This is a genomic window from Treponema denticola, assembly GCF_024181645.1.
Lineage (GTDB): Bacteria > Spirochaetota > Spirochaetia > Treponematales > Treponemataceae > Treponema_B > Treponema_B denticola_A.
On sequence record NZ_CP058624.1, the window covers coordinates 2046747 to 2071217 of the forward strand.

The window sequence follows — 24471 nt, forward strand, 5'->3', positions numbered from 1 at the left end:
CATTTAATAATTATATAAAGACTTTATTATTTCGATAATTCTAGATTCAGTAACGGGTCTGTTTTCTATAATCAGCTTATTTTCTTCAAGTCTTACATCAGCCTTAAGCTGCTTTTTAAAAAATAATTTCAATAAGGAAGCCGTCATCATGTTTTGTGTTTCGATACTTAAATCGTATAGATATTCATTTTCAACTTCCGAATTCTTTTTTAAGTACATTTCTATTACACCAACAGGAAGCCCAAGCTGAACTCCTATTATCTGTCCTAAAAAAAAGTCTCCGTTTTTTACAAAGATACCTATATCCTGAGAACCGGAATTAACGAGGTCATAAAAGCGTTGAGAAAACACGGCTTCCTCAGGATTACTCAATTTGCCTAAAAAAACTTCCATATTTTGTCTGTCATTAGGTCCCATAACCAGACAGGCTATTTGAGGAGATGGAATTGAAACATCAACATAGGACGATTTATAATACTTATACTTTTCCTTTGTTTTTTTAGGCTCCCATCCGTTCTTCTTCTTAAAAATACTGTCAGTCATTCCGTAAGGATATTTACCGGTAGAACAAATCCTAATTTCCGTAAGCCTGTCTTTTACAAATACCCCTGAATATACGGCTGTAGTCCGGCTCAAAGCCTGCTTCATGGAGTCTCCGCCGACAGAAGTCAAAATAGGCTCCGCTATTTTTTTATTTTTCTCGATAGGCATATAAATATACATATCTGCACCATCACCTATCATACCGAAGGGACTTACTACTCCGGGAAGAGGCGGTGCAGTCTTACATGAAGCAAAAACCAAAATAAAAATGAGTGCAGCAAAAGTATTTCTAATTATTCTTTTCAATTCCAATCTCCCATTCATAATCGCCGGCTTCAACAAGGCTTGTTTTAATGGAACCTAGCTTTGTCAATTCTCCGGTTTTAAGCCAAGAAGATTGCACAGTCAAGGTTTCATCACAAACATAGTCCTTAAAAAGCTCAAAAGCTTTTTCCAGCTCTTTATTATCGGCATTTTTTTGAGAGGCTGAAAGATAAAGTTTAATTCTATCGGTAACATCAAGCCCGCATTCCTTACGCAGGGTTTGAATACCTCTTACCAAGTCCCTGATATAACCTTCCATTAAAAGTTCTTCAGTCAGCTCGGTATTAAGACCTACGGTTAGGGTTCCTTCATTTACTATTTTTAAGGAGGCCTTTTCGATTCTATTTATCACAATTTTATCGGCGGTTATTTCTACCGATTTTCCTTCGATGTCGATACTTAAAGTAGCACCCTCCATTATATTTTGAATTTCACTTGAATTCATCTGTTCAATTATGGCAGCAGCCTTTTTCATAAGTGGACCCAATTCTTTTCCGAGAATTTTAAAATTAGCCTTAGCCGAATATTCTACAAGCTCATCCTCTTTTTCGTGGAAGATAACCTCTTTAACATTGAGCTCCTCGATTATACTTTCTTCCATTTCCAGAAGAACTCTTTTCTCTTCGGGATTGAGGGTTACTATCTCTACGGCCTTTAAGGGCTGCCTTATCTTTAAGTTAAACTGATAACGCAGGGACCTTCCCATTGAAACAGCTTTTTGAACCGTCTTCATCTTAAATTCAAGTTCACTGTTTCTTATCTTTTCGTTGTACTCGGGGTAGTCTGCAAGATGGATAGAAAGAGCATCTTTTTCGGTCCGCAAATTCTGCCAAATGCTTTCCGTAATAAACGGCACTACCGGAGCTGCAACAAGAGAAAATTTCTTTAAGGCACGGTAGAGGGTCTCGTAGGCTTGAGCCTTGTCCCCGTCATTTTCGCTTTTCCAAAAGCGGCGGCGGGAACGGCGGATATACCAGTTGTTTAAAAGGTCAATATATTCAACCATCGGCGGAATAGCTTGAGCAAGGTCATACTTGTCGAGAGCTTCCGTTACATCGGCAACAAGTTTTTCGGTTACCGATAAGATCCACAGGTCTAATAGATTATTTAATTTAGCTAAAAATTCTTCTACACCCTCATCCTTTCCGTCAACCTTTGCATTATGAGGAGGTTTTACTCCGTCGATATTGGCATAGGTTATATAGAAACTGTAGCTGTTCCAAAAAGGAATTAAAATTCCCTTAAGAACATCCCGCACTCCTTCATCCGAATATTTTAAGTCGTCAGCCTTTACAACATTCGAGTTCATCAAAAAGAGCCGGAGGGCATCAGCACCGAATTGTTTTATGACCTCGTTGGGATCTGTGTAGTTACGTAAGGACTTTGACATCTTCTTACCGTCCTCTGCAAGCACAAGCCCGTTTACTATACAGTTTTTAAAGGCCGGCTCATCAAAAAGAGCTGCCGCTAAAATCGTTAGGGTGTAAAACCATCCGCGGGTCTGATCCAAACCTTCGGAAATAAAATCGGCAGGGAAGTTTTTTTCAAAGTGTTCTTTGTTTTCAAAAGGATAGTGCTGCTGAGCATAGGGCATCGAACCCGACTCAAACCAGCAGTCCAAAACTTCCGGAACACGCTTCATCGTTCCGCCGCATTTTTTACACGGAATATTTATCTTATCGACAAAGTGCTTGTGCATATCTTCAGGAAATACGCCTGAAAGCTCTTTTAATTCCTCTCTGCTTCCTACACAGAGTGTTTCGCCGCATTCTTCGCACTTCCAAATAGGAATAGGGTTTCCCCAATACCGGTTTCGGCTGATAGCCCAGTCTCGGGCTCCTTCAAGCCATTTTCCGAAGCGGCCTGTTTTTATATGATCGGGCTGCCAATTTATTTTTGAGTTAGCATTAAGGAGCTTATCCTTTATCTTTGTAACCGAAACAAACCAGCTTGCAACTGCCCTGTATATCAATGGGCTTGAGCATCTCCAGCAATGCGGATAGGAGTGTAAAATCTGAGCCCTCTTAAAGAGCTTACCTTCGGCTTTTAACCTTTCCATAATTTGCTTGTCTGCATCCTTTACAAAAAGGCCTTGGTACTCGGGAACTTCATTAGTGAATTTACATTCGGCATCAACCGGACAAATAGTCGGAACTCCGGTATCTTTAAAGATCCTGTTATCGTCTTCACCGAAGCCGGGAGCCGTGTGAACAATTCCCGTTCCGTCCTCGGTTGTAACAAAGTCGCCTATCAAAACCCTAAAGGCACCCTGCCCTGCTTCAGCGTTTTTTCCATTCTCATCTGCGGCGAGGTTTTTAAAATAAGGAAAGAGGGGCTCATACCGCAAGCCTTCAAGCTCTGCACCCTTCTTTGTCCAAATCAGCTTATACTCTTTTGCTTCTTCTTTTCCGCTTTTTGCAAAATAGGCTTCAAGCCGAGGCACGGCCATTATATAGTGAGCTCCGTCATATTCTATTAAGGCATAGTCGATATCCGCCCCCACAGCAAGACCGAGGTTACTCGGCAAAGTCCAAGGAGTGGTTGTCCATGCCAAAAGATAGGTATCGGAAGGAAGAGCATTTTTTCCCTCAAAGGCCTTGCCTGCAGGAGAAGTCTTTACAGGCGAAAGAGCTTTAAAGCGTACGGTTATTGCAGGGTCGTGAACATCCTTGTAGCCGCCTAAGTTAAGCTCATGGTTTGAAAGAACCGTAGAACACCTCGGACAATATGGAAGAATATAGTAGCCCTCATATAAGAGACCTTTTTCCCACAAACTTTTCATTACCCACCAAATAGATTCCATAAAGGCGGGTTCCATGGTCTTATAATCGTTTTCAAAGTCAACCCAGCGGCCTAAGCGGGTAATCGTTTGTTTCCATTCTTTTACATAACGCAAAACGCTTGCACGGCAGGCTTCGTTAAATTTATCTATACCGTATTTTTCTATATCGGTTTTTGAATTAAGCCCAAGTTCTTTTTCGATTAAATTTTCAACGGGAAGCCCGTGGCAGTCCCATCCGAAGCGGCGTTCAACCCTAAAGCCCTTCATTGTCTTATATCGCGGAATAATGTCCTTAATTGTTCCGGGAACAAAGTGGCCGAAATGAGGCAGGCCTGTGGCAAAGGGCGGGCCGTCAAAGAAAATATAATTATCCCATCCGTCACGTGATAAAACGGACTTTTTAAATACATCGTTTTTTTCCCAAAATTTTAAGACATCTTCTTCTTGTTTTGCAAAATCGACCTTAGGGTCTACGGGTTTATACATTAAAAAACTCCAAAATAAAAAATTATAGTTAAGAATTATACTATTTTTTTTTAAATTGTACAACGCCTCCGTGCAAACTTTTGTCGATATTGAAATTCAAAACAGTTGGCATTTTGATTTTCCTGAAAGAACCTTGTATTATTGGTCTAAGATGTATAATGAAAACATAAAACAAGGTCAAGATTATACAAAACTGCCAAAGTGTATTACAATAAACTTGGTAGGAAAAGGCTTTAATAAAAATAAGCGTTTGCACAACAAGTATCTTGTTCTTGAACAAGATACAAAAGAGCCCTTAGTTTCAAAACTTGAGATTCATATATTAAATCTTGAAAAAGTGAGGCTCTTAAAGGAAGCTCAACACAAAGATAATAAAACAAAACGCTTATTAAACTGGCTAAAATTTATCGAAACTGATGACAGGGAGATACGTAGTATGCTGGCACAAGAATCGACGATGATGAGAAAGGCAAATACAACGATAGAATTAATGGAAATGAGTCCTAGAGATAAATGGCTATATGATTCCCGTATGAAATACGAGCATGACAGGGCTTCATGTATAAGCGAGGGGTATCGGCAGGGAATTGAGCAAGGCAAAATAAAAGGAAGACAAGAAGGTATCCAACAAGGTTTTGCCGACGGCTCTTACCAAAAAGCCATTGAAACGGCTAAAAACTTAACTGAAATGGGTTTTGCCGTAGAAGCAATTGCAAAAGCTACCGGCTTAAGCCTTGAAGAAATCGAGAACTTGTAAAAATGAGATACAAAGACTCCCCCATCGGATTACCGACGGGGGATAACTCGCTAAGCGGAACAGTTACTTCGTCAGCACCGCCATCTCGTAATTTTTTGTTGTAAAGTATGCGGCGATAACCTTATTTGCATAATTACCGCTCGTAGGCACACGCTGACAAATCGTGTACTGAATGACGTTCCTTTCTGATGTTATATGTTATTTTTTTCCAAAAGATATAATCCATGTTGTATATTTTTTTCTTTATCAAAGCAATCTTTAATTATTGAATAATATGCATTATCATTATATTCAAAATTTCAAAAGTTGCAAAACCTGCCAAAACACTATATTTTACATTTAGGTCTGAAGTTACTCCTGAATCATCAGCATATAGTAAATACATGAAAAGCCTCCAAATATATCTAATTTTATATTTCGATTTTTCTTTTTTATTTTCCGCATAGTGGCCGTTCCATCCGACACTTCATACCAGGATCTCTTACCAAACCAGCTGTCTTTCCGCAGTTTCCCCCATCACATAAAAAATCCCCCATCCGTCTAAAACCGAATGGGGGAAGATTAATTATTAAGCGGAATGCTTACTTTCTCAATACCGCCTTTTTATAACCGTCATCGCTCATAAAGCCGAGAACGACGGTACCTGCCCACTGCGGAGCACCGGTTGCATTGCTTGTGGGAACGCCGTTACAGATGGTTTCATCTTTAGGGACGATTCCGGACATAGGAATAGTCATTACTTCCCAATCACCGGTAAACAACTCGTCTTTTGCACCGTCTTTGACGCCTCCGTCAACTCCATTAGGCAGCCATGCAGTACGCACGGAACTGGATGTTTGCGTAAATGCTGACTGGAAGTACGAAATATACGGCACAATCTTTGGATTTGTAGCCGTGCCTTCGTTCCGGGTAGAAATCGATATCTGCGTTCCGACCGACAAATAGCTGTCAACCGTTACAACAGTGGCCGTACCGTTATATGACGGAAGGTAGGCATATTTAAGATCGCCTTTCGAGCTTGTGTAATAGGCAATATGGATACCGTTCTTTTCGTCTACTGCAAGGTCTACATACCAGCCGGCAAAATCGCTGTCGATGACCTTTGCATTCGTTTGCCATGCACCGCCGGTAACAGGAGTTTGCGGTGTTGTATTGTACGAATACACCAAGCGTTTCTTTGACGCATCATACCACGCGACAACGGCAACACCGGTAGAAGTAACGCCGTGTGCAACATACGGACCGCCTTTATATTCGGCAGAGTCATCGTCCGCAATGGTATGATAGCCTGGTGCAGAACCGTAGTTGCTGTTCGGATTAGTTGCACCGTCAATAATGCCGTCGGTAAAGGTATTAGCACCATCAATAGTACCGTAACGGAATTTTACCGGCTTCTTGGGATGATTTGCATCGAAGTAAGAAATGTACACTTTTGTCGACGACGTATTTCCCGTAGTGATTAATTTCGGACGAGGTACTCTGTTTATATTATAAACAGTGCCATTGGATACGGTTTCAAGCCGTGATTTTCCCGTCCATTGATGCTGATATGCATGACTCGAATTCGAGAAGAAAGCATAGGGCGTAGCACGCGAATAAAATGAAAACTTTGCCGAAGATTCGCCTATACGGTCCGTATTTGTTCCTACTGCATACACATTATCGGCAGAATCAAAGGCTACAGCCGTATTATGGAACTTATTATAGCTGTAATCGATAACTTTTTCGGTACCGTTCTTATTTACAACCATCTCAGGGACACCTTTTCCATAACTCATATACCACTGACTATCCGGAGCTATTTTAAGCATCGGACTCGTGATATCTTTTTGAATACTCGAATGGAAAGCATCAACTTTCCATACCGAAAGCTTGAGATCGTCAGCAAGCCGTTTGTTTGCCTTATTCTGCCACGAATTGTATACAGCCTCTGTCACCGTTCCGTCCGTACCGATCACAGGATTCTTATTGCTGTTGTTGATCGCATTTGTACTGCCGACCGTTACCGTAAGTTCACCGGTTTTAACGTCCGTTGCGTCTATAATTTCGACGTCAAATGTACCGGCCGCCTGATTGTATGCGGATACTTTCGAAGTCAAATCCTTGGTACCGAGCTTGACAGTCGGTGATGACGTAATATTAAAACCTTTAAGCGTTATTTTTTCTCCCGCACATACCGGATAAAAACCGAGTGCGGAGCGGTCAAAGTCAACACCTGCAGAACCGGTTAGGGTAGTCTTTATCTCTGTAATATACGGTACGCTGTTTACAGATACCTTTGTCTTATTTGCTGTATCTTTATACACAGCAGCTTGTTTCATATCAGTCGGTACGGAATCCGCAAGCGTTATCGTTGTCTTAGAGCCGTTCTTGTTTTTTCTAACAATACGGGTAAAGTATTGCTTTTCTCCCGTCTGGAATACGACAAACTGACCAACCTTTGCCGAATCAAAATCGGTATTGGAAACCGTAGCCGAATTTCCACTGCCGCGGTCCACAGTGAATGCTGTAGGTAAATCTGTTCCTGTACTTTCTACAGAGTCTCGGTCGCCGTCATTTGCAATCACTTTAATATTTTTAGCTGCTCCCATAGCAATTTTTGAGCTGTCAAAACTCAATTCCCACTTAGCATAGAAGCCCGAATAATCCACATCCAGACGGCTAACTTTCAGCTCCGCACTATTTGCTGCCATCGTCTGACCGGAAGTCCACGTATCATTGTTTCCGGATGCTGTAACTGTCAAGTCCGAGCTGAACGGTACTACTGCCTTAATTGAATCGATTTTAACATTATCATAGGCAAAACCGCGGATTGTTACCTTACCCGAAACGGAAGAGGAATCGATTTCCACATGCCCGTTGGCTCGTTTGTTTTCGTATAGCGAGTTATCGTTTTCGCTGTTCCAATGGAACGGAAGAATAACAACCTTCGGCGCTTCGGTATCAAGCGCATCGAAGAGCGTAGTAATGTCTACCGTAGCACAAGAACTGTCCGTTCCCTGTGTAAAACCGAGTGCCTCATCCCAGAACTCAAGCGTTATTTTTGTAGGCGTACCGTTTGAGTTAGCGATTTCGGTCAAATCTGCAGCAGTTAACACAATTTCTTTATCACCAGGGACATCCCGTAAATTAACACCTATTATCGTTCCGTCACTCTTTTTCAGCCGGTATTTTACGGTACCCTGACCGCCGCTAAATTCAACTTTGATCTTTGAATCCGTTTTGCTCTTAAAGGCAAAGTTGCTGCTTTCAACGGTTATGGTTTGATTCAATTTATCATCCGTCTTTTTAGTTACTGTTGTTTTCGGATCGGTTTCCGGAGCACCGGCTTTATCGGTTTCGACTTCCAGTGCACCTATTTTGGTTTTCAACGTAACTTTAGAAACAACAATCGGCTTGTTTTTTACAACAACATTGACATCGGGAACTGTATATACGTTATCCTGCTCATCGTAAATCTTACAGCTCAGTTTTCCTTTACCGTCCTTTAGGGTGCTTAAATTGATTTCTCCTTCCCAGCTGACTTGCCCGCCGAGATGTTTGGTTATTTTATTTCCTGTAATTTCACCGCTTGATTCGGACACCCCGTCAACGGTAACCGTCGCTTCGATCTTTTTTATACCCGAGCCGTCGTCGTTTGCAACACCGCGCACAATCCAGTTTCCGCCGTCGTTCCGTATAATATACGGCTCTTTATATAAAAGACAATTATAAGTTCCCGCTTTATCAAGATTGGGGGCAAAAGACACCGTAGTTCCGCTTACGTTTGTTACCGTGCGGATCTTATCGTTAATTAAAAGGTGCAGCTTGCTGTAATCGGGAGTCGGTCCGGGCGCATACTCTTTTACTTTTTGTGCAAGATTGGAGTCCTCTATAGAAGATACTCTGACGTTTCCGCTGTATCTGTAGATAAATTCTCCTACATCACCTGCCGGATCTGTAATATCGAAGTTCAGCTTTACTGTTTCTTCTCTCGACAAGTTTTGTCCCACATCAACTATTTTGATTTTTATCGATATCTCGCCTTTGCGTTTCGACGCTTCGCTGAGCGTACTTAAATCCAGCGGAATTTGAAGCGTATAATTTTTTGCACCGGGAGAAGCAGGCGCATGCGCAGTGTCTTCGGCAATCCAATGGTTTGACAAAGCTTGTGACAAATTATATTTTTGATTGCCCAACAGTTCCGAAGATGAAATCTCGACGGTTTTTATTCCGGAGTCGTCGTATAAAGAACCGATGAGTTTTTTTCCGTCAGCGATCCACATACCCGATGTATAATTTATCGGGTTTGAACCGTCCGATTTATTTACCAGCTTTAAGGGATCCGGGCTGCCGATAGTCGGATAATTTTCATCTATGAAGATTTTTACAGGCTCTGACCATGGCCCCCAGTTACCGGTAGTTTTATTTTTTGCACGGACTCTGAAATAAACCGCCCAGTTCGACCCGTTCGGGTTATTAAATTCTCCGTTTTCATTTATCGAAATTTGCCAATTCGATCCTCCATTAGTACTGTCAGTACCCGGCACAAGCTGTCCGTTGCCGCCCTTATGCCAATCGGCATCATAACCGCCGCCGGATGTTCCGAAGGTCATATTCCCGTTTGCAGTATCGTTAAAGTCGCCGTTTTTTGAAAACTGAATATATACTTCACCGATGTCTGTCGGGAGCCCCAGTCGGGCAGCAGCCGTACCGAATATTTGGACGGTACCGCCCAAAGTTTGATTTTGCTGCGGAGAAAGTACCTTAACAACCGGTTTGTCGCCGTTCGAATCATAACGTATAGTGAAGTCTTTAACAGCTTTGTTTCCTATGGTATCTTCGGTCAAAATATAGACGGGGATATCGTACACACCCGCGCTAACCAAATCACCGTGAGAGGCGGGATTTGACGAAAAATCATCCAAGTCATACGTAAACTCCCATGAAACCGGAGTGGTTTTATCCATAACCCGCCAACCGATAGTAGCGGGGGTCGGTATGGAAGCCTGTTTTCCTATGATGTACTTTGTACCATCCTTATTTACTCCGGCATGACCATCGGTAACGCTTCCCATAATCCTTACGATTCCCGCCTGCTCGGCATTGGCCGGAGGATATTCTAAAGCCGGCACGGGAGCTGTTGTATCTTTAATAAACGTTATTTCGGCATTAGCAGTCTGACCTGCACTCTTAGCCCAAAAATGAACTTTGTGTTCTCCCTCCGATAATGAAGCAAGTGAAACAGGCGCAGCGGTTTTCCATTCGGTTCCGGAAGAGTGCGGAAGTTCCGTATCGCTTGGCCCCGCCGCCCCATCCAGTTTATAACGTACCTCGGTAACCGGCTGCCCGGAAGAAACATTTGCAATGACATGAAAAGCTTCTTTTACAAACCCGGAAGGAGCACCGGGAAGTATCATGAGGTGGTTACCTGCCGGTTCAAACTTGATAACGAAAGAGCCTCCGGGCGAATTATTTCTATCATAAGCAACAAAATCATTATTTTCGGTATCTTTTCCTTCTACTTCTATTACATAATATCCGGCAGAAAAAGTAGCAGGATTCGGCAGCTGCCATTGTACGGTCAATTCACTTGTGCCGGTAACAACCTGATTAAGTTCGTCTTGTGTCGATAAATCCGCAAATTTTAAAGAATAAGCAGGGGTAGCGGACTGCACCAAATTCAATATTTTTTTATCGCCGGAAGCAACATACGAAACATCATCGTTGCATTTATACATATTGATTACAATACCGCTCGCTCTGTATCCGTTGTAATTGAAAGGGTCAACCAACGGAGTGCTGTTTCTATTCGGAATAAGCTTAAGAGAAACTTTAGGCCGTACCGAACCGCTGAAAAACTCTACACCGGGATGAGGCAAATCCGCATCGGGAGTCGTCGCGGGATAGGATTGAGGAAAATGGGTTCCATTTGTTACTTTAAAACCGGGCGATTTATTCGGATCCAGCGTAAAAAAGGAAAATTTTTCATTGGTAACGCCATTGGTCATGATGCGGGCATTTTCCAATATCTGTTTTACAGACTGTCCTTCAGGATCACTGTCGTCATATAATTTTGCCAAAAGCTTCAGCGTTTTATTCGATGAAGAAGCCGATCCTCTTTTCCCCGCAAAATAATCGTTTATAACATCGGCGGTATACCCTTTTTCCAAAACCGATCGGATATCTCTATCCCGCAAATAATACCATTCCGAAGTGTTTCCCTCACCTTCATTTCCGTCGCCTTTAAAAAAGCGCGCATTATCGGTTAAAAATACATGCGCTTTAATTTTAGGACTTCCATTTATATCATTATATTTATACAAAGGATCTGTAAACTCGGTATCATTTTTCGCAGCAGTAGCTATTTCTTCGTTTATATTTTTTCCGACAAATTTTTTCGATATGCTTATATCGGTACCGTCAACTGTTAAAGTAAGATCCTCTATTTTGCTTCGATCTTCCGCTTGTCCTATAACTGTAAAAACCGAACCGTAAGGGTCGGCCTGTGCGGTACTATCATCGTTTATGATAATTGTCGACGGACGGGACACAATAAACACAGGAGGAGTATTGTCAATATCGTACTCACGGCTAAAACTTGTTGTTCTACCTGTAATATCGGTAACAGTAACAGTAGCAATGTATTTACCGTCAGGTATCGGATACTCTTTTACCAAGGGATGACCATCTCTTGTCCTTCCGGTAAATTCATTATTAACAGACAGAGTCCATATTACAGAGCCATTATTAACATCTGATAAGCCGGCCGAATATTGTTTAGATACCCAGCCTGTTTCAGTATTTTTAAATACAACAGAAACATCTTTAACACCCTCATCGTCCTTTGCCGTTCCTTTCATCACAAAACTACCCCTGATAGGTGCACCTCCTGCATCAGGATAAATAATTTGTCCGTCCGGGCGTTCAATATCGATAGTGCCGCCCAAACCTATGTTTTGTTTACAGGTAACACTTAAAAATACCGTAAATAAAATTAAAATCAAAAAATTTAAAAAAATTCTGTTCTTCTTCATAAATACCTCTAAAAAGTTTTATTAGAATATATCAACCCTTATACCTACGGATATATGCGGAATAACCGATTTGATTGCAGATTTTTTACTCTTTGAATCTACATCAGTAGGAATAAACCATAACTGTCCTTCCGTAAATAACGAGAAAGAACTAAAATATTTTTGCTTATGGAATTTCACACGCGGAAATTCAATTTGTGTAAGCAAAGCCGACAATATTTGAGGGCGGCCGCTTTGGGTATTTGTAAAAAGCGAAAACTGTGCACCCAAGGCCACATCCAAATATAACCATTTCCAATCAGGTCCAAAATAGTAACCGAAAGGCAGCTCATATACGTTAGCTAAAAGTTTTAACGATATTATATGCCCTCCGTATCTAATTTGGTGATTACCATATAATACTGTAAACTGACTTTGTAAAAACTGTCCGTAATGAAGCTGCAGCTTTACATTATCATCAAAAAAGCTCAACCCGATGCCTATGTTCCACAACGAAGCACCCCAAAAAGCGCCTTCTACATGTAAGCCTTGAATAAACTTAGGCACTCCATAGCTGTTCTTATCTCCCTTCCTCAAAAGAGCTTCTACACTCGATAGCTCTATGTCATCAGAAGATAAGCCGCTAAACTCTATCGCTCCGTTGTACCTGCCTCCTTCTCCGGGCGATATCAATGTTACTTTCGGAGCCGTCTTATCAATCTTTATTATTGTCCTGCAAACCGCTGTTTCTTTATTTTCCATAACGGCTCTTAACAATAAAAAGTGATTTCCCTCCGCCATATCATCTGTCTCAAGTCTATACTTCCAATTAGCAGCCGACTTAACAGGAGCAAAGGTTTTTCCGTTATCAAAACTGATTTCTACATACTTAATGCGCTTTGCCTTAAATGCTCTTTTATCCTCAGATGTAGCCTCTTTTGAGGATACCAGAGTCTTTTCTTCTTCGGATACCGTATAGCCGGCTCTTCCTCTAAGGTAAGGTCTTTCTATCGCAAAGTCTCCCATCGCAAAGTTGTCTATGGTAATCCAAGGCCCTTCTGCCGTATAATTTATCTTATGTACCTCAGAATTAAGCGGTCCGACACCTGCACGATTTGCCCTTAACTCAAGACTATGTTCTCCATTTACAAGCTTTTCACTGTTTATCTTAAAACAAACATAGCCTGTTTTAGATACAGAGGCCCTTTCAACTTCTTTTCCGTCTATATATAAAGCGGCTTCTTCTACAGCATTATCTACTATCAGCCTTCCATATATATTGAACTCCCCCCTTACCGTCTCGCCGTTTAAAGGATATAGCAGCTCTAATTTGTTTCTATCCTTCCTTCTATAAACATCAAAATTTACAGAGACCTCATTAGTATTATTTGCCTTATCTACACCGCTTATTTCAAGATTATACCTTCCTTCAGGCAATGAGCTTATATCTATATCTTTTGAAAGGATTATATCCGTTTCAAGTTTTATCTCGGATAATTTTTGAGGCACAGCCTTTCCATCAAGGCTCTTTATTTTTAGCATTACTCCTTCAAGAGAAATGTTATCATATACATGTCCCGACACAAAAAGATTGTTATCCAATTTGGAACCCGTCAGCGGATATTCCAGTTGTAATGAAGGAGGCGTATTGTCTATGTTAATTAATGTAGAATATAAACATACTTGCTCATAATTATCCGTAGCCTTTACAAAAACTACATGGGTTCCGTCATTTATTATATGGGTATTTATACGGTACTGCCATTTTTCCCCGCCTTCTGCAAGGTTATATGTCAAACCGTTATCAAAAGATACTTCAACCTTTTTGATTCCGTTTTTATCCAAGGAACTACCCGATATTACGCTTATCCCTTGTACTGTGTCCGTTATAAGAGGATAAGACACCCCAACCTGAGGTACTTCTAAAGACACTCTTATCTTTCTAGTTACAGGTTGGCTTGTTACTCCGTAAATATCTTCAGCATACATGGTTATTTCATGCTCATTATCAGTAAGCTCGCTTAACAATATGGGTATCGAAAAGCTGTTTTTTATATCCATCGACTTATAAGAGCCCTTATCTATTTTGTAATAGATCTTTGCAGCTTCATCGTCATCATAAACCATACCTGATATCTCAAAGTCGCTCGTTATAATTTCATTTTCATCCGGCAAATGTAAATCTACCCTTGGGGCATCTTCACTATTGTCTATATCAAAACTATAGCTATTGAAATTCCTCGTATTCCCTGCAAGGTCGGTAAACCTAAACTGCATGTTCTTACTTAAAGGCTCTTTTGCACTGCCTATTATAAGGTTAGGTAAGGAGCTATTTTCAAAACTTTGCCATTCAGCACCTTTACTTGCACCCTTATATTCTGCTTTTACGTCGGGAAATCTATCAGTTATCTTAAAAGCCGCGTATATTGAACCGTTTACCTTTCCATCAGTCTCAGGTAATACCATAACGGCCTCAGGGGCTTCGCTGTCCTTATAAAATACTCTATTTTCAAAGCTCTCTTTTCCGGCTAAATCGACGGCTTTTATGGTAAGCAGTATCGGGCCGTCAGGTTGTCCGCTTATATTTATAGTTTCATTAAAAGCGGCAGACAACTTTACATAAGGAGAATCGCTGCCCAGACTGTATTCTACGGTTTTAATGCCGGCTCCGTCCGAGGCCGTACCCTTTAAATTTATAGACTTATTTACAAAAGCTGCAGCTTCGCTTATATCAAGGTTTATCGCAGGCGGAGCCATATCTGAAAGAATGTCGACAAGGGGACTCGTATATACTGTTCCTTCACTGTCGGTAATTTTTACACCTACACCTTTATATAAGCCGTCTCCGTTTACGGTTAATTTTATCAAGCTGCCTTCATATTCAGCCTCAATGTTTTTACCGCCTATAACGGCCAAAGATTCTATAACCATTCCTTCTCTTGGCTGGTAAACACCGAATAAGGATTTTCCTTCAGTTAAAACAACCTGATTATTCTCATTCAAATTGGTTTTAGCCCAGACCAGATTTTCTTCCGCACCTGATCCGGATATATTTACAACACAAATAACTAAGGTTTGTTTGGTAATTCTGTCATTTATGTCGGTTGCCGTAACGGAAACAGTATACAATCCCGGTTCGGATTTGGTATTTACATTTGTTTTTATTACATATTCCGTCTGTCCGGTCTTTACGGGCAATGAGGCTTCTTCTTCTCCGTTAAAACCTGCACTTATATATTTTAAACCTGAAGGAGCTTTTACATGTACCGACGTAGAAGCCTTAGATTGGGCATTATATATAGGTATTACGGTCTCACCATTATCAAATGATATAACAGGTTCCTTACCCTCTGCTTTGAAATTTATACTTACAGGAGTACCGGATATTCCTTTTTTGTTCACTGCATATATTGTTAATGTATGGTTTCCTGCACTTATTCCTTTTTCTACGGCTCCAAAACCGGCAGCAAATGCAGGTATAATTTTTTCTTCACCCTTATCTATTTTGTATCGTATTTCACTAGCTCCATATAGGTCATGCACTACACCTGCTATATAAAGATCTTCAAAAACCTCCGTATCCATAACAGGTTTTAGCATTTCTATTACAGGCTTTCCTTTATTTTGATCTATTGCGATGCTTTTTTTTATCTTTACTACGTTTCCGGCGATGTCCGTTGCAGTTATTTCGACAACTGCAGTCTTAGCGCCGCTTTTGCTTACATCGAATTCTTTTATCCAATAATTATTTCCGGGGGTAAGTTCAAATTCGCCGCTCTCGTTGTTACACTTCCAAGATAAACTTGATAAACCTACCGAATCCATAGCCTTTCCTGCTACAGAAAATACAGGCTCAGTCGGATTTTCTCCTTCCGGATAGATAAACTCTACTAAAGGGGACGTATTATCTACAAACAATAAAAATGTGTGTATACCTATCTTTCCTTGCTTATCTATTGCCTTAAACCAGATTACTTTAGGCCCGTCTTCTATTGTTTTTGTGTTTAGTTTTAATGAAAACTTTGACTGTTTTGTCCTTTTATTATGGGATAGTTTTAGTTCTTCAAAGTTTTCTCCATTGTTCAATGAGTATAGCAGCCTTTCTATACCGTTTCCGTCTTCTACTGTTCCGTCAATTGTTATCTTACCTGAAACAAGTTCTCCTAAACTCTTATTTTCTATTGTAGTTATTGGCGATAAGCGGTTTATGTAAAAGCTGTTTTTTACGGGTTTTCCTTTTACCCCGTTAACGTCTACACCCCAAGCTTCTATTGTGTGTGTTCCTTCTTCAAAATTTTCCGTGTTTATGTAATACGACCAAAATTCTTTGCCTTTGGCTCGGTAGATACTTTCTCCGCCGTCTATGCGTAGCTCTACATAGTCTACAGCATCATCATCTACACAGGTTCCTATTATGTTTATATTTCCTGATACTACGGCTTCAGTTTTAGGATTACTTATGTTTACTATCGGTAAGTCGGAATTAGGGTCTATATACATATTAAAAGGTCCTACATAGCCCTCATTGCCGGCTATATCTACAGCCTTTATCAATACATTGTATTTTCCTTTCTTCTTTCCTGATATATCTATCGATTGCTGCCAGCTTTCTTTATTGGTCATTTGTACACTGTCTATATCTTTTGACCCTCTTGCGTATAGCAGACTCAAAGAGCTCAATATAATCAACAAATAAATTGTTATTTTCTTCATAAAATACTCCTAAACTAATTCAAGAATTTAACCGATAATTTATCGGCTAAATAAGTCTAAATCTTTAATATATCTAACTCAAAATAAAAAAAATGATAAAAATGGATATATCTACAATACAATATACATACAAAATATCAATAATATCAAGTAGTTTTTACTTTTTTTAATATTTATAATTATACATCTTCCCTATTTTTTAATAATAGGGTAGAATATAAAGAATATGAAGCTTAAATTTATAGGACAAACCACAGCACAAAGGCGCGAGCTTATTTTAACGGCTTCTCCTCTCAAAACCCTAATCATTCTTTCTTTACCGGCTCTAATGATGGCCATGCTGCAGGCTATGATGCCTTTTACGGATGGCCTTTTTATAAATAGGCTTACTGACCATGTAACAGCCAGTGCAGTCAGTTTTTCCCAGCCTATAATCTTCATTGTTTTGGCTCTCGGTCAAGGCTTAAGTGTCGGAGCTACGGCAATTATCGGACAGCTTAACGGACGAGGCGATATTGATGAAAGTAAAAAGGTAGCAACCCAAATTTTTATATTTTCTTTTTTATTGGGAATAGCCTCAATTCCTCTTTTATTTATAATAGGAACAATAATAAGTTATACCCTCAAAAGCGAAATAGCCCCCTTGGTTTTTAGATACATTTCGCTTTATTGTTTTGTAATGCCTCTCAGCTTTATGGAAGCTATCTACAATGGTATAAAAAATGCAAACGGCAAGCCTGAAGCTCCTTTTTTTAGAATGATTATAATGCTTATAATCAAAATAATAGGCAATTTTATATTTCTATATATTTTTAGAATGAAAATAGACGGCTGCGTCCTAGCTTCCCTTTTAGCCAATATGGTAGTAGCAGCATGGATGTTCTATGATCTTTTTTTAAAAAAGAACCCCGATAAACTTAGTTTAAAAAATTTTAAGTTTTCTTCTCCTACTCTCAAAGAGCTCTTACATGTAGGTTTCCCTGCAATGATAAATTACGCCTTTGTTTATCTCGGCTTTTTTTTAATAAACAGAGAAATGGAACCTTACGGAGCTGTTATTTTAAACGGACAAAGTATTGCAAGCAATATTTCTACAATTTGTTTTAATATTCCCGGCTGTTTTAGTGCTGCCGTTACAACTATGGTCAGCATGAACATAGGCTCCGAAAATCCGAAAAAGGCAAAAAGAGCCTGTCTTTTAGGCTGTATTACAAGTGCTATAAGCGGAGCAGTGCTGATTGCCGTTATTGTGCCTTCTTCCGCCTATCTCGTATCGATGTTTAAGCCGGAAATGCCCGAAATCGGCGATATTGCCGTTAAAGCACTGCATATTTATACCTACTCGGTCATAGGCTTCGGCATCTGTATGACAATTCAAGGAGCCTTTATAGGCCTAGGCAAAACGAAGATTCCGTTAATGCTGGGTATTTTGCGCATCTGGCTTTTACGCTATATTTTCATTCTTACAACCGAAAGATATCTCTCCTACTATTCGATATATTGGGGCAACCTTTTTTCAAACCTCACTGCCGGCCTTGTTGCAATTATCTTGATATTGAACACCAAGTGGGTTTCGGGAATTAAAAAATAATTTTTTTTCAAAATTTTACTCTTAAATGAAATAAAATCCTACAATAATAATGATAAGGCATAAAAGAATTTTTTGCTTTATCCTAACCATTGATTTGGTATGCAAATTATTATTAAGGAGAAAAGCTATGTCAAATGAAAAAACTATTTTAAACCCCAAAACAGATTGGGTTTTTAAGCTGATGTTTTCCAAAGGCGAAGAAGGAAATAAGGCTCTGATAAGTTTTCTAAACGCTTTTTTGGAAGATTCCTACGGTAAAATAACAAAGGCCGAAATCATAAACACGGAGCTTATCCGGGACAGGCCTTCGGGAGAAACTTACCGCCTCGATTTTTTGATTCGTGCGGAGGGTTTAATACCCCGACGCTCTGCGTCGTAACAAAGGGTATTAAAGCCGACTGCAACCACCTTATGAGAACAACATACCCCGATGCTTTGCGTCGGGGTTGTTGATTAGAACAGACAACGGTCTTATCGTAGACCTTGAGATGCAGCAGTTTTGGAAAACAAATTACCCTCGCAGAAGTCAAATGTACCTTATGCGTCTCGCTTCCCGCTTTTTAAAAACGGAACCCAAAGAAGACGATTTTTTGTACGCTATAAGTCTTTCCGTTTTCGGCTGCGATGTTCCTAAAAACGCAGAGCTTGTAAGAATGTCTGAGAGCTCGATAATTCAATATCTTTATGTTGAATTAAACGAGTTAATAGTTTATACTATGAAAAAGAGCTTGGAAGAGTATAGCTTAAAAGATTTTTGGATAAGATTTTTGGCCAACTATGAAGAAGACAAAAAAAGCGGAATGTTGGAAGAATTGTGTAAATTAGAGGAGGGTATAAAAATGGCAGAAGCAACACTCTTTAGGGTAACGGATGAAGAGAGGCGAATGGCAATAGAACTCTCTGACGAAAAATACCGGATGTATGTAGAAGATGAACGCAGTGCAGCTAGAAGAGAGGGTTTAGCCGAAGGGCGGGAGAAAGGAAGAAGTATAGGATTAGCAGAAGGTTTGGCTGAAGGCAAAATAGCCGGCTCGCGTCAAAAAGCCCTTGAAATGGCAAAAATCATGAAAAACATGAATTATCCGCTTGAAGATATTTTTACAATCACAGGGCTTTCTAAAGAAGAAGTCGGAAAATTATAGGTCATAACTTTTGTGCCGGCTTTTAACTGTTACTCATTGAAAAAAAACGGCAATAGGTGTAAACTCTAAGCGGTTAAAAAATATGGAGGTTTCTTTATGAAAAATATAAAGATTGATTTTGATGTTTTGGAAATGATGATTTTCTTTTGGGAAAGCGTAGCCTCAAAGGATAAGATGGGAGACGATTACTTTATGAGCATTGCCGAAAAGCCTCAGATGGAAGTCGTTTACAATGAGGACTTTTCGAAAGATTCTGTCCGCAGGGTTATGTCTGCAATTTCCAATAGGGAAAAACTGAACAACCGCACCTTGAGCGAAAGCCGCTTTTGGAATAACAATATGTGGATTCTGGAAGACTTACAAACCATGCACAATATGATGGCTCCGATTAAAACACTAAACCTTGCAGAGCTTACGGAAAAGTACAAGGCCTCGACAAAATTCGATGAGATTGAGCTCATCTTCATTCCTGCCCATGCAGAAGAATTCTACATAAAGGGTAATAAAATTTATATCAACTTTTTTAAACTTATTCCGAATTATGAAGATCCGAAAGATATTAAGATTGCGGGTCTCCCCTTAAAAGAATATGTAATTAAAAAGATTGAGGGTTTGTTGCACTAAGACTATGGCAAAAAAGGGTTGCGGCTTGAGCGACATTTAAGCTTTCCACATTGCCGCTTCCCTTTATTTTTACAAGGTGGGCGCAAAGCTTTTTAGCCTCCTCGCTGATTCCCCTTTCTTCATTTCCTAAGACAATAACACAAGCCTCATCTTTTTCGACTAATCTTCCAAGGTCAGCTATTTCGTGGTGGGCTCTTAAGTCCGTGCCTATACAGGTAAGCCTTCCTCGGCACTGCCTTAAAAACCAAGCCGTTGATGAAACCTTAAAGATTTTTACAAATTCCATTCCGCCCTGTGCGACCCTGTAAGCCGAGGTCGTAATCGAAGCCTGTTTATCTTCCTTTGTTAAAACTATATTTTCTATACCGAAAAAAGCGGCACTTCTTATTATTGCTCCCAAATTGTTTGCATTTCCTATTTCATCGAGCATTAAAACATGCTCCTTATTTTGAGCCCACAGGTTTATTTCTTCATGTTCTAAAACAGGAATTTCAGGCTCAAAGATCATCGCTGTTACGCCCTGATGATGCACCGATTCCGAAAGCTTTTCCAATTCATCATCGGAAACTATTCTATATAACCTTTTATTGGAAGCCAAATACTTACAAACCTCGCCGAACTGCTTTGCTCTTTTTTCCGAAAAAAACAGACGGGAGATTTTTTCGGGATGATATTTTGCCAAAGCAAGACAGCTTTCAAAGCCGCAAACCGGCAATTCTTTTTCAAATTTTTTACCCATGGGCTTATCATACACAAAAAGCAGGGTCTATGGAAGTAGACTCTCAACTTTAGCTTGAATAGTTTTTTTATTTTTGTTAGAATAGAGGCCTTATGAAAAAAGCATGTATTTTTGATTTGGACGGGACCCTAACCAACTCCCTTTATTCGATATCTCATTTTTTAAATGCTGAAACGGCAAAATACGGTATACCGCCTGTAGATGCGGAAGAATTTAAAATTTTAACAGGCAACGGCGCAAGAAAACTTGTACAAAGAGTTCTTGAACGCACAGGAAAAAACGATAAGGCCTTAGAAGAAAAAATTCTTACAGAATATAATGCAGCCTATGATGCCGATCCCGTATATCTATGCGAGGCCTATAAAGGAATTAAAGAGCTTTTAGCGGATTTAATCAAAAACGGGATTTCCGTAAATGTGCTTTCAAACAAGCCCCATTCCACAACAGAAAAGGTTGTTAAAACAATCTTCGGTGAAAATACTTTTTCGTGTATCCTAGGAGCCCGGGATTCGGTCGCTCTAAAACCTGACCCTGCAGGTGTCTATGAAATTTTAAAAATGCTCAAGCTCGAAAAAAAAGATTGCCTTTATATAGGAGACACGGCAACGGATGTTCAAACCGGAAAAAATGCTGGCCTTTTTACAATCGGTGTTTTATGGGGTTTTAGAAAGCGCCCGGAATTGGAACAAGCCGGAGCCGATGCAATAATTTCAAGCCCTGAAGAAATCTTAAAAATAGCCTTAAGCTAACATTTATATAGCCTCTACCTTAGACACCCAATACTAAGGCAGCCCCTGCACAGACAAGCGGTATCAGTATATTGTCAAAGTCTTTTAAGGGAAGAGCTTCCGTTCCTGCTGCAATGGCTGCAATAAAAAAGCTTTTTATAAAACTCCTGCTTATCGCAATGGTAGAAATAAAAACTGCCGTAAAACAGGCTATACTTCCTGCTATTGTTTTATCCTTGGAAATATTTAGGTGCTGTCTTCCCCAAAATTTTCCGACAAGGCTTGCAAGACCGTCTCCGAGAGCCAAAGCCATAATCCCTATACTTGCATCTTCAAATGGAAAGATAAGAAGGGTGCTTATAACGCCTATAGAAAGAGTTACGGGGCCCAGCACAAATTTTCCCTTATCCCGTTCCCGTGCAGCAAAGCCGGTAATGCTTGAAACCATAAAAATCTGATAGCCCTTTAATCGTAAAATTTCAAAGATAACATAAAAAAAGGTTATGGCAGACAAGGCTATAACTGTTGGATAAAAAAAGTATCTTGCAAAGAGTGGAACAAGGGCAGCACAAAGATGAATCGTTTTACGGAAGGTTTCCTTTATCAAATCTTCTACCCTTGCATTTTGAGAAAGTTTTTTATACCGCAGATTCCTTAAAAAACTCATAGGCTTAAAACATTCCTGCACACAAAACCGTAGCTATCTTAAAGTAAAGAATCAAACTTACGGTATCTACAATGGTTGTAATCAGGGGACCGGCCATAATCGCAGGATCGAGTTTTAATTTTTTTGCCATAATGGGGAGAAGGCCGCCGGTAATCTTTGCTACAGTTACGGTTGCAACGAGGGTTGCACCCACAGTAAGGGCTATCATAGGATTTCTCCCCCCAAGGAAGACCGATTTTAAAAAACTGAAAAGGCCTAAGGTAAAGCCCACCAACACGGCAATGCCCAACTCCTTAAAAAAAACCTTTTTCCAATCCTTTAAGTCGATTTCTCCGGTAGCCAAACCTCGGATAATCAAGGTTGAAGATTGACTGCCAGAATTACCGCCTGTGTCCATCAACATGGGAATAAAGGCAGTCAAAATAGTCATTGAGGCAAGCAAATGGGTGTAGCGTTCGATTATAGTTCCGGTAAATGTTTCGGATACCATGAGCAAAAGAAGCCAGCCTATTCGGTGCTTTGCAAGTTTAAAGATTCCCGTTTCAAGGTAGGTTTCTTCGTTAGGCTGCATAGCGGCCATCCTCTGAAAGTCTTCGGTAGCCTCCTGCTCCATAACATCCATTATGTCGTCGACGGTAATAATACCGATGAGGCGGTTTTCGTTATCGACAACGGGGAGAGCCAAAAAACCGTATTTCTTAAAAGTGAAGGCAACCTTTTCCTGATCATCATGGGTGTTTACACATATATACTCTCTATTAAAAATCTGTTCAATCTTTTTATCTTCATCGGCAAGCACCAATTCTTTAAGAGAAATAAAACCTTCAAGGACTCTATTTTTATCGGTAACATAACAGGTGTAAATGGTTTCACTTTCCAAACCTATCTTGCGGATATAGTCAAGGGCTTGTTTTACGGTCATCCCTTTTTTTAAGTCTACATACTCGATAGTCATAAGGCTTCCGGCCGAGTCCTTGGGATATTTTAGGAACTGATTGATTAGCATCCGCTCTTCACTGCCGGTATTTTTTAGGATTTTTTTAACAACGTTTGCGGGCATTTCTTCAACAATGTCTACCATATCGTCCAAGAAGATTTCGTCCAATATTGAAACCAGCTCCTTATCGGTAGCAGCGGCTATAAAACGGCTTTGCTGTTCTGTGGGTAAAAGAGTAAACACTTCGGCCGCCATGCTTTTAGGCAGCATTCTGAACATAAGAATGGCATTTTGTGCAGATTCGGTCTCAAGGAATTCGGCTATATCGACCTCGTTTAACTCGGCCAAAAGCCTTTGCACTTCAATATACCGTTTTTCGGATAATAAATATTTTATTTGTTTAAACTTGTTTTCTTTCAATTCCATATGATACCCTCCGAACGATATTTTAGGGAGTATATCATATTTTTAGGAAAAAATATAGGGGCGGAAGATGACCTTAAGTGAAGTTGAATCTACTAAATTTTACTATTTATTGCAAACAATTTCTATAATAATTATGAAAGGGGAAAAGTTTTTCTCTTTTAAAAAAATTATAGGAGTTGAAAAATGAAGCAACTATTTAAAATCACCCTCCGCAACGACTACGCATTTAAGCGTGTTTTAGGAGTTGAGGAAAACAAAGATGTACTACAAGATTTATTGGAATGTATCTTAGACATTCCGCCTGAGGATATCGCAGGTTTAGAACTTCTGGATAAGGAGTTTCATAAGGAACTTTTAAGTGAAAAGCTCGGTGTTTTGGACATCAAGCTAAAGCTAAAAGATGGAACTTTTATAGATATAGAAATTCAAAACAACTGGCATTTTGATTTTCCTGAAAGAACCCTGTATTATTGGTCTAAAATGTACAACGAAAACATAAAACAAGGTCAAGACTATTGTAAAATCTTTAGACGAATGTTATTATAATAATGATAGTAAACTTTAATATATCAAAAGTTAAGAAGGGGTTTCCAAAGGGGACTCCCTTTGGCAGACGGAAAAGATAGGAGGGGTTATAGGGGAGGAAAGAAAACCTGTTCTGTCGGGTTGTCTTTCCTCCCCTAATTGATGATGAGGAGGTACGTAGTATGCTGGAACAAGAATCCCCTATGATGAAAAAAGCAAATGCCGCTGTTTCTGTAATGGAAATGAGTCCTAGGGATAAATGGCTTTACGATTCCCGTATGAAATATGAGAATGATAGGGCTTCATGTATAAGCGAGGGTTATCGACAGGGAATATTGCAAGGAGAGATAAAAGGCAGACAAGAAGGTTTTGTTGATGGTGCATACCAAACCAAACTTGAAACGGCAAAAAACCTGCTTGCAATGAATTTCCCTATAGAAAATATCGCAAAAGTCACAGGTTTAAGCATTAAAGAAGTAGAAGCTCTATAAA

Annotated in this window: 10 protein-coding genes and 4 pseudogenes; 7 read left to right on the plus strand and 7 right to left on the minus strand. The window is 39.9% G+C overall.

Annotation, left to right across the window (positions count from 1 at the left end):
• Positions 1–3 precede the first annotated feature (3 nt).
• A complete protein-coding gene (locus tag HO345_RS09570) occupies positions 4–849 on the minus strand; it encodes a TP0453 family lipoprotein (RefSeq protein WP_253682706.1) in 846 nt (281 codons plus the stop codon).
• Positions 833–4135: an isoleucine--tRNA ligase gene (gene ileS / locus HO345_RS09575; protein WP_253682708.1), complete on the minus strand. Its 3303-nt coding sequence runs from the start codon at positions 4133–4135 to the stop codon at positions 833–835. The genes HO345_RS09570 and ileS overlap by 17 nt, the downstream gene beginning before the upstream one ends.
• Positions 4136–4211: 76 nt before the next feature.
• On the opposite strand from ileS, the pseudogene HO345_RS09580 reads away from it, so the two are divergent.
• Positions 4212–4892: pseudogene (locus HO345_RS09580) on the plus strand (Rpn family recombination-promoting nuclease/putative transposase); the annotation flags it as partial.
• A 581-nt stretch (positions 4893–5473) separates the two neighbouring features.
• Here HO345_RS09580 and HO345_RS09585 read toward each other — a convergent pair.
• Both HO345_RS09585 and HO345_RS09590 read right to left on the minus strand, forming a co-directional pair.
• Positions 5474–11908, minus strand: a complete 6435-nt coding sequence (locus tag HO345_RS09585) for an immunoglobulin domain-containing protein (RefSeq protein ID WP_253682709.1) — start codon at positions 11906–11908, stop codon at positions 5474–5476.
• 21 nt (positions 11909–11929) lie between these two features.
• Complete coding sequence (locus tag HO345_RS09590; RefSeq protein ID WP_253682711.1) at positions 11930–16600, minus strand: Ig-like domain-containing protein; 4671 nt, start codon at positions 16598–16600, stop codon at positions 11930–11932.
• Positions 16601–16826: 226 nt separating this feature from the next.
• On the opposite strand from HO345_RS09590, the gene HO345_RS09595 reads away from it, so the two are divergent.
• From HO345_RS09595 to HO345_RS09610, 4 genes and pseudogenes are all read left to right on the plus strand, one after another.
• Positions 16827–18191 (plus strand): MATE family efflux transporter, encoded by a 1365-nt coding sequence (locus HO345_RS09595; RefSeq protein WP_253682712.1) that lies wholly within the window; start codon positions 16827–16829, stop codon positions 18189–18191.
• A gap of 127 nt (positions 18192–18318) precedes the next feature.
• Positions 18319–18527, plus strand: a pseudogene (locus HO345_RS09600) (hypothetical protein); the annotation flags it as partial.
• A 113-nt stretch (positions 18528–18640) separates the two neighbouring features.
• Positions 18641–19333: pseudogene (locus HO345_RS09605) on the plus strand (PD-(D/E)XK nuclease family transposase); the annotation flags it as partial.
• Between the two features lie 96 nt (positions 19334–19429).
• Positions 19430–19957 carry a TDE2712 family protein gene (locus tag HO345_RS09610; protein ID WP_002667070.1) on the plus strand — a complete coding sequence of 176 codons (528 nt, stop codon included), beginning with the start codon at positions 19430–19432 and terminating at the stop codon, positions 19955–19957.
• On the opposite strand, the gene HO345_RS09615 is transcribed toward HO345_RS09610, so the two are convergent.
• On the minus strand, positions 19929–20696 hold the full coding sequence (locus HO345_RS09615; protein ID WP_253682714.1) for a TrmH family RNA methyltransferase: 768 nt from the start codon (positions 20694–20696) through the stop codon (positions 19929–19931). The two genes, HO345_RS09610 and HO345_RS09615, sit on opposite strands and share 29 nt — an antisense overlap.
• A gap of 92 nt (positions 20697–20788) precedes the next feature.
• On the opposite strand from HO345_RS09615, the gene HO345_RS09620 reads away from it, so the two are divergent.
• Positions 20789–21445, plus strand: coding sequence for an HAD family hydrolase (locus HO345_RS09620; RefSeq protein ID WP_253682715.1), 657 nt, complete (start codon positions 20789–20791; stop codon positions 21443–21445).
• 19 nt (positions 21446–21464) lie between these two features.
• Here the strand turns inward: HO345_RS09620 and HO345_RS09625 are convergent, their stop codons facing one another.
• Both HO345_RS09625 and mgtE read right to left on the minus strand, forming a co-directional pair.
• Positions 21465–22091, minus strand: a complete 627-nt coding sequence (locus HO345_RS09625) for a diacylglycerol/polyprenol kinase family protein (RefSeq protein ID WP_253682717.1) — start codon at positions 22089–22091, stop codon at positions 21465–21467.
• A 4-nt stretch (positions 22092–22095) separates the two neighbouring features.
• Positions 22096–23454, minus strand: a complete 1359-nt coding sequence (mgtE, locus tag HO345_RS09630; protein WP_253682718.1) for a magnesium transporter — start codon at positions 23452–23454, stop codon at positions 22096–22098.
• Positions 23455–23637: 183 nt separating this feature from the next.
• Between mgtE and HO345_RS13220 the strand changes: the two are divergent.
• Positions 23638–24470: pseudogene (locus HO345_RS13220) on the plus strand (Rpn family recombination-promoting nuclease/putative transposase).
• Position 24471 lies beyond the last annotated feature (1 nt).

Coding starts and splice junctions, on each gene's coding strand:
- ileS (WP_253682708.1), bottom strand. CDS start 4,135: ATGTATAAACCCGTAGACCCTAAGGTCGATTTTGCAAAACAAGAAGAA.
- HO345_RS09585 (WP_253682709.1), bottom strand. CDS start 11,908: ATGAAGAAGAACAGAATTTTTTTAAATTTTTTGATTTTAATTTTATTT.
- HO345_RS09590 (WP_253682711.1), bottom strand. CDS start 16,600: ATGAAGAAAATAACAATTTATTTGTTGATTATATTGAGCTCTTTGAGT.
- HO345_RS09595 (WP_253682712.1), top strand. CDS start 16,827: ATGAAGCTTAAATTTATAGGACAAACCACAGCACAAAGGCGCGAGCTT.
- HO345_RS09610 (WP_002667070.1), top strand. CDS start 19,430: ATGAAAAATATAAAGATTGATTTTGATGTTTTGGAAATGATGATTTTC.
- HO345_RS09615 (WP_253682714.1), bottom strand. CDS start 20,696: ATGGGTAAAAAATTTGAAAAAGAATTGCCGGTTTGCGGCTTTGAAAGC.
- HO345_RS09620 (WP_253682715.1), top strand. CDS start 20,789: ATGAAAAAAGCATGTATTTTTGATTTGGACGGGACCCTAACCAACTCC.
- HO345_RS09625 (WP_253682717.1), bottom strand. CDS start 22,091: ATGAGTTTTTTAAGGAATCTGCGGTATAAAAAACTTTCTCAAAATGCA.
- mgtE (WP_253682718.1), bottom strand. CDS start 23,454: ATGGAATTGAAAGAAAACAAGTTTAAACAAATAAAATATTTATTATCC.